The organism is Legionella maioricensis, from assembly GCF_023618015.1.
Lineage (GTDB): Bacteria > Pseudomonadota > Gammaproteobacteria > Legionellales > Legionellaceae > Legionella > Legionella maioricensis.
Genome location: NZ_JAJKBJ010000005.1, coordinates 102,640 through 117,351, shown reverse-complemented (window position 1 = coordinate 117,351; position 14,712 = coordinate 102,640). Strand labels below are relative to the sequence as shown.

The following is a 14,712-nucleotide window of genomic DNA, read 5'->3' as shown; positions in this document are numbered from 1 at the left end:
TTACTATTAAGCCCTGTTGGGTTTATTGGTTTCTAATTGTTTTTTATCTCAAAAAAGTAACCCTCAACGTTCTAAAAGTTCCGACAAGATCTTAAACTCCTAACGCTTCTGCCAGAGCAACCAAGCTATCAACATATAAATCAAACCATGGTTCAGGAGCAAGATCGGGTTTAAAGTTTAGACCAAATTCTAGCGGACGTGCTACAAAAGCTGTACGCATTCCAAAAGCCCGTGCAGCGTTTAGATCATATTTGTGACAAGCGACCATTAATATTTCATGTGGTCTATAACCAAGATAATCCACCGCAAGCTGATACACCGTCGGAGAGGGTTTGTAGTTATGTGCCAGTTCAGCCGTTAGCAGTGCATCGAATGGCAGCCCAGCATGTTTGACGACAGAAACCATTACTGCCATGCCCGCATTAGAAAGTGTCGAAGTGACGAATTTTTGGCGCAGTCGGCTAAGTCCTTCTATACTGTCTGACCAGGGTTCCAAACGGCTCCAAATTGTGTTGAGCTCATCACGTTCAGCGATTGAGAAATACGCTGACAACTTCTTGTTTTCCAGTAAAGTATCCAATGTTTGGCGGTAGATGCTATCAACCCTCATCCATGAACGTTGTCCAGAAATAACTTCATCAAGCATGTTGCGGTACAGTCTGCGCCATTCAAAAGAAAAACTAGACCAATCGATTCCCAGACCTTTTGCGTGATTAATATGCTCCCCTGTGCCCTGAAGAGGTTGGACAAAATCAACACAGGTTCCCTGCACATCGAAAGTAATCGCTTTAATCGTTTGCAAGGTAAGCATATTGTCCTCATTCGTCTGATTCATTGATGACATCTTTATTTTAATTTTGTAGGGATGACTAGATGCTGTTAATCGCTGGATGCCACAAACAAGTCCTGAGAGAGCCTCACAAAATTTGACAGAAAACACTGTTGCTCTAGTATACTCTTAGACCGTTCAGACTGAGACAGCACTTTTGCTCCTCTTCAGGCCGAACGGATCCAGGTAATGACCCGCTCTCGATTGTCTAAATTTTTTGAGGCCCCTCAAAAGCAAGTCGCAACATGTAAGGCTTTATACTATTTCTGTTTCTACATCATCTTTAGCAATAATTTTACCTTTCGATTTGAGATCGCTAGCCAGAGAAGGACGGCGTAATTCGTCATCAGCAAAATCATCTACTTTGATAATGGCTTGTCTTGCCAATTCAGCTTCTTCCAATTGTTTGGCTTCATCTGCGGTTAAAATCTCGCAATGCCGAGCCTCTGTTATTTGCTCCAGGAAAGTAAGAGACTTTAATACATGATCTTTTGCTGCTTTCATGACTTTTTTCTCTAGTTCCTCTACGGCACAAACTTTATTGAATGCTTCTTCTAATCGGCCTAATGGACAATTTTCACCCGCTTCGCGATAAACCAGACGAGTTAAACGAGTTCGAGTTTCATTGGGTTCAATTAAAATCCTTGCTAATTTATGTCCCAAATGATCATCAGGTTTATTTCTTCTATTCCCGAAAGGCTTTAAAATTAAATGCAATGCAATTCTTGCCCATCGTGCAGGAAAATTAATAATAACGCCCTGCATGGCAGTTTCGCATTCATGTAATAACTGTTGGCAACTCCACTGGACCAAGGGTAGATCGGCTTGTGGCTCCCCATCCTCATAAAACCGTTTCAGTACTGCTGAAGCCATATATAAACAACTTAACATATCGCCTAAACGAGCAGACAATTTCTCCTTGCGCTTTAAATTCCCACCTAATACGGCCATAGAAAAATCAGCAAGAAATGCCAAGTTAGTACTGTATTTATGGATTAATTGATAATATCGTTTCACGCTGCTCGGAGGCGCTTTGGTCATCCATGCGTCAGTCCATGCAAAGATTAATGACTTGGTGAAATTAGCAATAACAAATCCGACATGGCCAAAGAATACCTTATCAAATTCCGTTAAATCATTATTTCTAACGCTTTCAAGTTCTTTAAACACATAAGGATGACAACGCACTGCACCCTGACCAAAAATAATCAAACTGCGGGTCAGGATATTAGCCCCTTCTACGGTAATACCAATTGGAGTGCCCTGATAACCTCTGCCTAAATAATTATTAGGACCAAGACAAATCCCTTTTCCACCATGAATGTCCATACCATCACATGCCAGTTGTCGAGCACGCTCGGTGGTATGATATTTTAATATTGCTCCAGCAACGGAAGGTTTTGCACCATGATCTATTGCCGCTGCCGCCATGGTTAAAGACGCATCAATAATATAAGTATTCGCCGCTATCCGAGCTAAGGGTTCTTCTATCCCTTCAAATTTGCCAATAGATTGATTAAATTGTTTACGAATTCGTGCATAGGCCCCCGATGCTAAAGCAACTGCCTGAGCACCACCACTAGCACTGGAGGGTAAAGAAATAGCTCTACCCGCACTAAGACATTCCATTAACATGCGCCAGCCATGACCGGCCATTTCTTCTCCACCGATCAAATAATCCATAGGGATAAATACATTCTTACCCTGCGTAGGACCATTTAGAAATCCAATATTTAAGGGGAAATGTCTACGCCCTTTAGTGACACCCTGGGTATCTGCGGGAATAAGAGCGCATGTAATACCAATATCCTCACCTTTGCCTAACAAGTTTTCAGGATCAAACATTCTAAAGGCTAAGCCAATAACTGTAGCTACAGGGCATAAGGTAATGTAACGTTTATTCCAGTTTAAACGCACCCCAAGAACCTGCTCGCCATTAAACTCCTGACGACAAACAATCCCTTCGTCGGGAATTGAAGCAGCATCAGAACCTGCATTGGGTCCAGTTAAAGCAAAACAGGGAATTTCACGTCCATCTGCCAGGCGAGGCAAATAATAATTTTTTTGCTCTTCTGTTCCGTATTTAAGTAGTAATTCACCTGGGCCCAAGGAGTTAGGCACGGATATGGTAGTCGCCGCAGTAATTGAGCGACCATAAATTTTAACCAGGATAGACATTTGAGCAGTAGCAGAGAATTCCAGACCACCATAGCATTTAGGAATAATCATCCCTAAAAAACGATTTTCTTTGATAAACTGCCAGACTTCCGGAGGCAGATCAGTTCGATTATGAGTAATATCCCAATCATCAAGCATCGCACAGAGTTCATTCACGGGCCCTTCGAGAAATGCTTTTTCTTCCTGGGTTAAAGAAACAACCGGCGCTTTTCTCAACAATGAAAAATTGGGGGCTCCACTAAATAAATCTCCTTCCCAACTGACAGTGCCCGCTTCCAAGGCCTCTCGTTCAGTTGAAGACATTGCAGGCATTGCTTTGCTCACTACTTTAAACAAATGCTTGGATAATAATTCCCTTCTTAGTGGTTTTATGGCACCTAAGACTAAAATAATTTCTATAGACCATATCAGTATCTCGGTAAACAATCCGGGTGAGCCATAGCGCATGACCAAAGCAGTAAATAACGAAAAACTGATTGCCCATATTGAAATTGAAGCTTGCCGGGTTAATAAAATCCCTATAGCCACTATTGTCGCAAGTATTAAAATAGCGTGTAACACAGCCCTCTCCTTATTATCTGCCAACCCGATTTAACACCAGGCATTTATTTAAATTATAGTGCATCCACAGCAGCTATTATCTGTTGAGCAACAGCTTCCGGGTACTCCATTGGGAATAAATGAGTGCCCTTGGTTTTAAAACATTTTATCTTAAAATGGTTTTTCATATAACGCACATCCATTCTATCAACCACAGAACTTTTGTCACCATATATCAATACAGATGGGGTTAATAGTTTCCCTTTATATTGGGGAATAATATGGGGGATGGTGCGGTAAATTTGATATTCAATATGTCTATCAAAACGTAAGTAATACCCGTTTTCTTTATACTCCAAACCATACGTGATGTAATCATTCAAACATTCATCGGTAAAAGTTTTGAATAAGTCACGAGTCCTTAGGTAACGAATCAGTTGATCGTGATTTTGCCAATAATCCCTTCGTCCTTTAGTTCTGAGTGCTGGAGTAATACGATCGATAACACCTAGAGATTTTGCCAGTTTCACCATATTGGATTTAAAAGGACCAATAAGCGGAGAATCCAACATAATCACGCCTTTAAATAATTGCGGCTCTTCTATTGCAGCCAATAAACTTAATACTCCTCCTAAAGAATGCCCCACGGCGATTACAGGTTGTTGTGCTTGTCTTTTAATACTGGCAAGAACTTCTTTAACTAGATTATGCCAATTTTCACTTACAGGATACAAAGGATCATGGCCTATCCTATCTATATAACAATAATTAAATCTCGCCTCCAAATGATCTAACATTTGCTTATAGCAGAGTGAGGGAAATCCATTGCCATGAGCAAAATGGATTAGCTCTCTCATAAGTTCGCCATCCGAGTACTTTCTGCTTTCAATGAATACACGGCAAAACTAAAGTATAAGGTAATGAGGACCAATAAAATAAAACCAAGTCCAGGGAATATTGCATCAAGAGTTAACAACGACATTAAAACCAAGAGCATGGGCGTTGTAGCAACAAGGAATAATCGACTGGACTGCATAAATGAAATTTTAAACGAAAAAAAGATATTCGAAAAAACTTGTCCCAAAAATGCAAGCACTAAAAAAATCACGACAAACATGGAATAAAACATGGCCACGACTATGGGATAAATCATCAATTCCGATGCATATTTCAACCCCATCATATTATTTTCTTCGACTATTTTTTTACCACTGAATACAAAATTCGTTCCTTCGCCAAAAGATTGAGATAAAGGAACGCCTGGATTAAGTTCCGTCGTATTTGAGCCAAACAGTTGGGGGGTTGGTATTTTAAAATAAATTTTGTCTTTATTAATGAGAATATTAAGATAAGGATATTCTGGGCCAAATTTATCTATTTTTCCCGTCGTATCTACAATTAAAACTACCTGATTTTTTTTATTTTTAACAAGGTAAGGCATGGGTTTATCCAACGATGCTTTTCCATTTTGGACATAAACGGGGGGCAATAACAGCAAGGGTTCAATAATTTGATCATTAAAAGATTGATTTAAATTAATACTCATTCTTACCGCAAATGGAATAGACAGTACGGCAATGGCTAATAGAAGATAGAGTATTCCAAGACCGCGCCAACGCTTGCCTACATCAACATACAAACGTCTTGAATAAAAGGACATATAAAGTGCCTCCCAATAACGATAGACAGGAGCATCAATTAATTTTAATTTATTCTTTGCTTTAGCCACGCCATTCTCCAATACGTTTACCTGTTTTCTGATGAAATACATGCAATTTTAATTTAGGTAGTTCAACATGTATTTTTCCATTTGCCAAAGGATGATCTGCTGGAATACGCAAACTAAGTCGTTCTTCATTTTTAATGCACTTAGCCTGGATCAACTTATCTGCTCCCATATCATCAATAAATTCAACTTGAAGCTCAATACCTTGCTGATTGTTCTCAGAACAGAGCTGAACATGTTCCGGTCTGATGGCCAAAATTAACTGGCTATTATCTGCAGGATCTTCTGTCCATTCGGGAGCCGCATAATGAACTCCTAAACTGGATTGAATAGTGTTAGTCTTTTTATCAAATGTCCCATTAATAAAATTAATGGGATAATGCCCTGTAAATCCTGCCACAAAAAGAGTGGCAGGATTTTGATAGAGCTCTTGCGGTGTTCCAATTTGCTCAACCAGCCCCTGATTAAGCACTAAAACCCGTTCCGCCATAGTCATTGCTTCTGTTTGATCATGGGTCACATACAGACTGGTTGTATTAAATTGTTGATGTAATCTTTTTATTTCATGACGCATTTCTGTTCGCAATTTTGCATCTAAATTAGATAGTGGTTCATCAAATAAAAATACTGCAGGGGAACGCACCATAGCTCTTCCCATGGCGACTCTTTGTTTTTGACCACCTGAAAGAGCTTGGGGTTTCCTCTCCAGATAAGGAGTTAACTGAAGTAATTTAGCCACATCTGTAACCCGCTGGTTAATCTCTTTATTGCTAAAACGTCTCATTTTTAATGCGTAAGCCATATTGTCAAAAACAGTCATATGCGGATAAAGAGCATAATTTTGAAAAACCATAGCCATATCTCTTTTGGCTGCAGGAAGCTCATTGACGCATTGATTATTGATCTTGATTGTTCCAGAACTGATTTCATCAAGTCCCGCGATTAATCGTAATAAGGTCGACTTACCGCAACCAGAAGGACCAACCACCACCATGAACTCACCCTTTTTGATGCTTAAACTTAATTTATTCAAAATGGTTGTTGGTCCAACATGTTTTGATACGTCTATTAAATCAACAGTTGCCATGCTACTTTAATCCTTTTTCAAACCACCGTTGCATCACCATAACCACCATACAGGGTGGAATCAGAGCAATCAATGCGACGGTCATAATATAATGCCATTCTGGAACTTGATCCGCGACCCCCGCCAAATATCGAATGCCCATCACTATAGTAGCCATTTTGGTTTCTGTAGTAATGACCAGAGGCCATAAATACTGATTCCACCCATAAACAAATAAAATGACAAATAAGGCGGAAATTTGAGTTTTGGATAAAGGCAAAACAATATCGAAAAAAAAGCGTACGGGGCCTGCCCCATCCAATTTTGCTGCATCAACCAACTCCTTGGGAATGGTTTTAAAAAACTGCCGAAATAGAAAGGTCCCTGTAGCTGATGCGAGAAGAGGCAAAGTTAATCCTGAAAATGAATTCAATAATCCAAACGAGGCAACCACTTGAAAAGTAGGAACAATCCTTACTTCTACGGGTAACATCATGGTGGCAAATATAAATGCAAAGCACCACTTCTTAAAAGGAAAATCAAAATAAACCAAGGCAAAGGCAGAACCTAAAGCCAGGATGATTTTGCCAAAAGCAATACCAAAAGCCATCAACAAGCTATTCAATAACATAGAGGTAATCGGTTCGCCTCCAGTAACCGATAACCCTTCCGTCAATACGGTTTTCATATTTTTAAAAAAAGAAGAGCCCGGAAGAAGTGGGAGTTGCGATTGCATCATTGCAGCACCTTCATTACTCGCAGCAACTATTGCTAAATATAAAGGTAATAGCATGAACATAATAAATAAAACTAATAATCCATGTGATAACACGCGATTAATAAATAGTTTCATTCGTAATGAACCTTTTTTTCCAGATATCTGAATTGCAGCAAAGAGACTACCCCAACAATGGCCATTAATAATACTGATTGAGCAGATGAACTGCCCAAATCCATTCCTACAAATCCATCTTCATATACTTTATAAATTAGATTAGTAGTACTGTTACCCGGTCCGCCATGAGTCATTACTTGAATAATACCGAAGGTATCAAAAAAACCATAGATGAGATTCATAATTAAAAGAAAAAAGGTGGTGGGAGATAATAGAGGCATAATGATTTGCCAAAAACGTTGCCTGGGAGAAGCACCATCAATAATAGCTGCGTCAATTAGGCTCTGTGGCACCGCTTTAAGGGCGGCAAAATAAAATAAAAAATTATAGCTAAACTGCTGCCAACTGGCCGTCAAAATAACGACCAACATGGCTTGATGTGCATTATTTACATAATCAAAATGAATACCTACAGACTGTAACGCCTGAGTCATCCATCCTAAGGTTGGGTGACATAAAAAACGCCACAGGATAGCGGCCACGGCCGGGGCGATGGCATAAGGCCAAATCAACAAGGATTTATAAATACCTTGGCTTTTAACCCGATTACGTACTAAACACGCCATAATGAGCCCCAGACTCATGGTAAAAAATGTAACACTAATCGCGATAACGAAGGTAACCCAAACTGCTTTGGCATATGCGGGATCAAGGAATAAATCAAAAAAATTGGTGAGTCCAGCAAAATGCTGATGCAAGCCAAAAGCATCGCTATAAAAAAAAGATTGCCTCAGAGCACTGCAAGCAGGCCAAATAAAAAACACGACAGTGATAAAAAGTTGTGGAACTATAAAGAGCCAAGCATAGAGACTTTGGTGATTAAATTTAGCCATTAGCCAACCATATAGCGATTAATGATGTATTAGATTAGGATTTACCAACCATTCAATCTTTTTAAGAAATTTCTAATTCAAATAGTTAATTAATCTAAATGCTTATAAAAATTTTCTGCTTCTAGTTTGGCAGGTTTCGTAAATTCTATTCACTACAGCACTTCAAAATAAGATTATATAGCGATTTTCGATAATTATGCGAGCTCTAAACGAGTTAATGTAGTATAAATTATTTAAGATATCTTATGCACCTTCTCGCCTAATAGCTCATGTTTTTTACAATCGAGTTTCTGAGCCTTTAAGGTAGCTAATTTAAAAGTAATGGCTTTGTCTCTGTTCAAATAGCTTCGAACTTAACCGGAGGAACAAATTTTGCGATACATACACATAGAAAATCCAGGTGCGCACAGCCAATTAGTTATTGCTGAAGGACCTTCTCCTAAATACAGTGATTCGCAAATTTTAGTACAAGTCAGAGCAACGGCATTAAACAGAGCAGATTTAATGCAACGATATGGTAAATATCCGCCACCAGCAGGTGAATCAGATATACCTGGCCTTGAAGTAGCAGGCGATGTGATAGAGGTAGGTAGAAAAGTCAGTCAGTTTAAACCCGGAGATAGAGTTTATGGTCTCGTTGGCAGCGGGGCCTATGCTGAATTGTGCCCTGTTGATGAATCACTGGCTCATCTCATTCCACATAACTGGGATTATACGCTTGCGGCGGCTTTGCCTGAGGCACTAACCACGGTTTACGCCACTCTTTTCGATCTGGGCTCACTGCAACCCGGACAAATTCTGTTGATTCATGGAGCAGGGAGTGGTATCGCTTCCCTGGCAATTCAAATGGCAAAGCTCACTAAAGCAACAGTGATTACCACTGTAGGCAATAAAAACAAGATTGATAAAGCCTTGGCTCTTGGCGCTGATCAGGTAATCGATTACAAGGAAAATGATTTTGAAGACTTAATCGAGGAGCAAAGTATTGATCTGATCCTTGATTTTATTGGTGGAGACTATTTTAATAAACACCTTCACCTTCTAAAACCTCAAGGTAAATTGATCCAAATTGCCTGTCTTAAAGGAAGTACTGTTGAATGCAATCTGGCCTTAATCATGCGTAAAAGGCTGCAGATTACGGGTTTTGTTCTCAGGCCACAAAGCATGGAAGAAAAAAACAGACTGTGGCGCTTAGCCCATCAACACTGGTTTAATGATCTAATAAATAAAAATTTTGCCCCTATTATTGATCGTGAATTTAAATTTGAGGAAATCGAACAGGCTCATCAATACATGCAGTCCAGCGAGCATTTCGGAAAAATTGTGGTTCACATCAGTTAAATAAAGGAAAAAACGGAATCCAGCTCCATTTTACTGAGTAGATACTGTCTTTTAATGGAAATTTCTCTTACATTAAAAGACAGTATCTACACCTTACCCTAATTTTTATTTCTAGGTTGAAGGCGATTACTTCTTACCTTAGCTGGTTCTTGTTCAAATAACTCAGGGTGTTGCTCTTTATATGTAATATAGGTAGCTAAACTTGGCGATCCCGCTAAAATTTTATTGATACTAATATCATCTTTAATATGAATTTTTTTGCTTTGTTTTATTACCTCAATAACTCGTTCTTGTACGCTTTTTAATAATGTTTCGTTATTTAAATGTTTAAAGAAATCCGCAAAAAAGAATAAAATGTCGAGTTTTTTGATTTTAGAAATTCGGGCCTGTATCTCAATCACTGTCTCTTCATATGAGCCACTTTTATCGTTATATTTCGTATAAATATCTATAATCGACCGCCCTATCTCATTATCTAAGAATTGCTTCGCTTGATCCCCTATACCTTTAACAGGTAACAACTGCAATAAGAGGAATATGCCATGAGAAATATCCTTTGGATAAAATACTCCATGTATAAAATCTACTGCCTGATCGAATTTTGCTTGTAAATGACCTTGGCGAATTGCCGTTTCAAGATGTTTGTGGTAGTTGTCATTCTCAAACTGAAGTTTTGCGTTTCTAGCCTCTTTATATGAATCTTCACCGGCTAAAAATCCGCGATGGGTTAAGTAATATTTTGCATTTTGCATCGTTCCGTGTGGATGATCTTTTACGTTAACAACGGTGAGATCAACTCCTTCTTCTTCTAATAATGCTAAAAATGCCAATAGTTGTTTCTTATCGGGTTTGTAATGTCCACTGAGCAAATTTATTTCAATAATCTTACCTTTCTCAATTCTAAGTGCCCCAGCACATAAAACTGGCCTCCCTCGAAAAAAAGATGAATGATGAAAATTGGGGTCTAATACGGTATTCGGATCGCTTGCATATAACTGTAAATCGGGGGATAGCGCAAATATAGAGTAACCAGATTGGATATTTAAACCAATTGACCTCCGGGTATTAAATAAAAGTCCATCATTACTATAAACAAGACCGTCCTTAAAATGGAGTTGATAGTGGATTATGTTATCTAAATAGATAACACTGGACATGCTCTGTAAAAACTCTCTTAAGCTTAACACGCTACCTTGATAAAAAGGCTCAGGTGCGCTTATCCATGATGCTTTCTCTTCAGCTCCTGCGTATTTAAACTCCGGGAAATACTCATCCTCGAGTCGCTTGACCGGTAACTTGGTAGGATTAGCTGGATTCGATATGAAAAACATACTTAGCAATTTCCATCGTGCTTTCGCCACGGTTTGACCGTATTTAGATAGCTCCAATAGTTCTGATGCATTTTTTTCTAATTGTAAAATTTGATGAAGGGTGGGAAATTTCGTTAAAAGTTGCAAATAGCGAGGATCTTGCTCATTAAGAAAAGATGAGCGCTCTTCAATTGGTATAGAAGTAATATAATCCTCACTAAGGTCAATTATCTTTTCAAGAATATCAACATTAATAATTGTTTTATCCGCACCGCTATTATCTTCATTATAATCATTGCTGTTATTATATTGAATAATGAGCTCATTTAATCTAACACTGATTTCAGGTCGATCCTCATTAATCGATAACATTTTTAAATTCTTTGGCATATTTTCTACCCTTTCTACAATTTATATAAATTATATACCAAGTAGAGCCAATATTAACCACAGAGATAATTTTTGACTATATGAATATTTTAGGCTTTTATTTTTAACTTTAACTTTAAAGTTCGCTCCAATAACTGGGTATAGATAGGCTGATTCCTGGCTAATTGCATCACCGTTGTTGAAGTGATACAGGTAATCATCAAGGGTAAAATTAATAAATAGTTTTGGGTCATTTCCACCACTAGAATCACTCCTGTAATCGGAGAACGTACTGTAGCCGCGAACAAGGCTCCCATGCCAGCAACAGCAAACATTCCAGGCTGGATAGAAAAATCCATAGTCATCCAGTGAAAGAGGTGAAATGCAGCTAAACCCAGCAAAGTACCTAGAGACAGCATAGGAGCAAAAATACCCCCTGGTACACTGGTCGAATAAGAGAGCATCGTAGTAAAAAATCTAATGACCAATAAAAAACATAAAACGTTAACACTGGGTGACAAAGTTAATGCCTGATTAATAATACCGTAACCGGCACCAACTGTTGGCGGGTACAAATACGCTAAATAACCAACCAAAAGGCCGACCAGTAACACATAAGCTAAATGGTGCCTGGGCTCTAATTTATCTAACTGTCTCAGAGTCCACATTAATACTATATTAAACATCAGCCCCACCAATCCTACTACAATACCAAAGACAAAAAACAACCAGAGTGACGACAAACTGGGTAAATCAAATAATTCCATTTTAATGGCAGGTTGTGAGCCAACACAAAGATTGAGCGTTATGGTGGCCGTAACACAAGTAATAACGACCATTTTAAAATTGGTAAATGAGTAATTAAACTGATTTCGCATTTCCTCCATGACAAATAATACTCCCGCTAAAGGAGCATTAAATGCTGCAGCCAAGCCCGCTGCTGAACCTGCAGCGATTAAAGTATCGCATCGATGGCGCGTCAGATGAAACAGCTCGCCAATCATTGCTCCTAAATTACCGCCCATCTGTATTGTAGGTCCTTCCCTACCCACAACCATTTTGGAAGAGATGGCTAAAATGCCTGAAAAAAACTTTACCGGAATTAAACGCCTCCAAAAAATAGGCCTGAGATGTAACAAAGTACCCTCAATTTCAGGAACACCGCTTCCCGAGGCTTCCGGAGCTATATGCTTCACAGAAAGCCAGGCTACCAAGACCATCAACATGGTTAAAACTGCCGAAATCAGTCCTACCGGCCAGCCATGATCCTGAACAAAAGTGAAAAAAGAACTCAATAAGACATCAAACTTTGCAATAGCTAATTGAAATAAAGAAGCGATTAAACCGGTTAATACTCCCAATAACACCGAAAGAGTATACAGCATCAAGACTTTTTTCCTCATTTCACCATCCGCATCAAATTAGTAATGATTTTTATCCCAGCCTGGTTGAGTAAAGACAATATGGTTTCGGGATGAAATTGAACAGCATGTATTGGTAAATGATGATGGGAAATAGCCATTACCACTCCATCTTCACTCATAGCGGTGACGGATAACTCTTTAGGCACTGTTTCCAATCTGGCATAAAGAGAATGATAGCGGCCCGCCTTAAACGTTTTTTCTAACCCGGCAAATAACCCATCGGAATCCAAAACATTGATCATTGAAGGTTTACCGTGCATTGGGTAATCAAGTACGTCTAAAACCCCGCCGAAATATTCAACAATCCCTTGCAATCCCAGACATACCCCGAATAAAGGAATACCTTGCTGAATTATTGCATCAATGGTTGCGGATAATTTAAAGTCACTGGGCTTACCAGGACCAGGAGATAAAACCACTAAATCGTACTGATTTTCTTTTAAATAATTTAATGCTTTATCAAAGCGGATTGTAGTAACGTCAGCGCCGGTCTGGCGAATATAATTCGCCAGAGTATGCACAAAAGAATCTTGATGATCGATAAGTAATACTCTTTTACCCTTTCCTGTTAAAGGTAACGCAGCAGCATTATCCAACCGGCCTTTTGGCTCGACTTTTTGGAGCATATCTAAAAAAGCAGAGGCTTTTAAGCGAGTTTCTTGTTCTTCGGCCTCAGGAATTGAATCATAAAGCAAGGTGGCCCCGACACGAATTTCAGCAATTCCTTTCTCTATACGTACTGTTCTTAAAACCAATCCTGTATTTAAATTACCATCGAAGCCAAACCATCCCACGGCCCCTGCATACCATTTACGTGGTGATTTTTCATGCTGCTCTATAAAATTCATCGCCCAAATTTTAGGAGCTCCGGTAACGGTGACTACCCACATATGCGTTAAAAAAGCATCAACGGCATCAAAGCCCTCTCTTAAAATACCTTCCACATGATCAACGGTGTGGATCAAACGAGAGTACATCTCAATCTGGCGTCTGCCTATCACTTTAACACTGCCTGCCTCACAAACTCGCGACTTATCATTTCTATCCACATCGGTGCACATAGTCAGCTCTGATTCTTCTTTGGGCGAATCAAGTAAAGTTTGGATATTAAAAGCATCCTCAATTGCATCAGCACCGCGTTTAATGGTTCCTGAAATAGGACAAGTTTCTACTCTTTTTCCCTGCACACGTACATACATTTCAGGTGAAGCACCAACCAGGTACTCTCCTTCTCCTAAATTAATAAAAAACCCATACGGCGATGGATTAAGACGACGCATTTGACAGAATAAGCCAGAAGGCTGCTCCGTATAATGGGTATAAAAAGTCTGGCTGGGAACTACCTCGAATAAATCGCCACAAGCAAAGCGTTCTTTCGCTTTATGCACTACTTCAGCATACTCACCCGGGGCATGATCGCAACTCTTATCAGGCCTATTGGATGGCTGATAAGGTTGATAAATACCCTCTCTTGCCAATGATTGAGTTGATTTACCTTGATATTGAAAATCATATCGCCTAACAAAAGCCTCTTCTTTGCGATGATTCACAATAAAAATCTCATCAGGTAAATAAAGAACCATTTCTCTTTGTGCCAGCTCTCTCTTCTTGTGTTGAGGCAAATCTTCAAATTGATGGATTAAATCAAAACCAAAAGCGCCATATAAACCTAAATGAGAGTCCTTTTCCGATTTTAAAAAAGCAAGTAATAGTCGAATAATACTGAACACAGAGGGTTGATGACTTCTTTCTTCTTCACTAAAGACTTGTTCTGAGGCTTTAATTTTAATCTGGCAAAATGCGGCGGTGTTCTCGAGTATTTCTAATCCTGTCTGAGCAATCAACAAGGGATAAATAAAACCCAGCAACACTTCACCACGTTGATTTAAAGCTTCCAAATTAACGAGATTCTGCTTACAAACAATAGCCAACGGCGGATTATAAAATCCCAAGTCCCAACAAGTATAACGCCCTGGATATTCAAAGCTGGAGGCAAAAAGAGCACCTCGTTGTGAATCAAGACTCTCAAGAAGAGACTCTATCCCCTGTTGATAATCCAGAGACTCCTGAGATAACTCGACATGAACTCCACCTTGCGTTTTATACTGTTGCAGCATAGATAACATACTCTATTTAATTGTTAATAACTGCCAATCATTCTACTGAAAAACCGGTCTAGTGCAATGTACTACTTCATTTTT

General features: G+C 39.1%; 11 protein-coding genes. 1 reads left to right on the top strand and 10 read right to left on the bottom strand.

Translation table 11 applies throughout. The features are described 5' to 3' along the window. Positions 1-91: 91 nt before the first annotated feature. The 7 genes from LOX96_RS06280 to LOX96_RS06250 form a co-directional block, all read right to left on the bottom strand. Positions 92-835, bottom strand: a complete 744-nt coding sequence (locus tag LOX96_RS06280; protein ID WP_250421607.1) for a haloacid dehalogenase type II — start codon at positions 833-835, stop codon at positions 92-94. Between the two features lie 249 nt (positions 836-1,084). Next, the gene (locus LOX96_RS06275; protein WP_250421606.1) at positions 1,085-3,568 is read right to left on the bottom strand and encodes an acyl-CoA dehydrogenase; all 2,484 of its coding nucleotides are present in this window, start codon (positions 3,566-3,568) and stop codon (positions 1,085-1,087) included. A 53-nt stretch (positions 3,569-3,621) separates the two neighbouring features. Then, positions 3,622-4,404, bottom strand: coding sequence for an alpha/beta fold hydrolase (locus LOX96_RS06270; protein WP_250421605.1), 783 nt, complete (start codon positions 4,402-4,404; stop codon positions 3,622-3,624). Beyond that, positions 4,401-5,276, bottom strand: a complete 876-nt coding sequence (locus LOX96_RS06265; RefSeq protein ID WP_250421604.1) for a DUF1189 family protein — start codon at positions 5,274-5,276, stop codon at positions 4,401-4,403. Before LOX96_RS06265 ends, LOX96_RS06270 begins: the two co-directional genes overlap by 4 nt. Continuing rightward, positions 5,269-6,360, bottom strand: a complete 1,092-nt coding sequence (locus tag LOX96_RS06260; protein ID WP_250421603.1) for an ABC transporter ATP-binding protein — start codon at positions 6,358-6,360, stop codon at positions 5,269-5,271. Before LOX96_RS06260 ends, LOX96_RS06265 begins: the two co-directional genes overlap by 8 nt. 1 nt (position 6,361) lies before the next feature. Further along, positions 6,362-7,192 (bottom strand): sn-glycerol-3-phosphate ABC transporter permease UgpE, encoded by an 831-nt coding sequence (ugpE, locus tag LOX96_RS06255; protein ID WP_250421602.1) that lies wholly within the window; start codon positions 7,190-7,192, stop codon positions 6,362-6,364. After that, positions 7,189-8,067, bottom strand: coding sequence for an ABC transporter permease subunit (locus LOX96_RS06250; protein ID WP_250421601.1), 879 nt, complete (start codon positions 8,065-8,067; stop codon positions 7,189-7,191). The genes ugpE and LOX96_RS06250 overlap by 4 nt, the downstream gene beginning before the upstream one ends. 372 nt (positions 8,068-8,439) lie before the next feature. On the opposite strand from LOX96_RS06250, the gene LOX96_RS06245 reads away from it, so the two are divergent. Then, the gene (locus tag LOX96_RS06245) at positions 8,440-9,408 is read left to right on the top strand and encodes an NAD(P)H-quinone oxidoreductase (RefSeq protein WP_250421600.1); all 969 of its coding nucleotides are present in this window, start codon (positions 8,440-8,442) and stop codon (positions 9,406-9,408) included. Between the two features lie 98 nt (positions 9,409-9,506). On the opposite strand, the gene LOX96_RS06240 is transcribed toward LOX96_RS06245, so the two are convergent. From LOX96_RS06240 to LOX96_RS06230, 3 genes are all read right to left on the bottom strand, one after another. Beyond that, positions 9,507-11,108, bottom strand: coding sequence for a hypothetical protein (locus LOX96_RS06240; protein ID WP_250421598.1), 1,602 nt, complete (start codon positions 11,106-11,108; stop codon positions 9,507-9,509). 89 nt (positions 11,109-11,197) lie between these two features. Further along, complete coding sequence (clcA, locus tag LOX96_RS06235; RefSeq protein WP_250421597.1) at positions 11,198-12,490, bottom strand: H(+)/Cl(-) exchange transporter ClcA; 1,293 nt, start codon at positions 12,488-12,490, stop codon at positions 11,198-11,200. Continuing rightward, positions 12,487-14,628 carry an anthranilate synthase component I gene (locus LOX96_RS06230; protein WP_250421596.1) on the bottom strand — a complete coding sequence of 714 codons (2,142 nt, stop codon included), beginning with the start codon at positions 14,626-14,628 and terminating at the stop codon, positions 12,487-12,489. Before LOX96_RS06230 ends, clcA begins: the two co-directional genes overlap by 4 nt. Positions 14,629-14,712 lie beyond the last annotated feature (84 nt).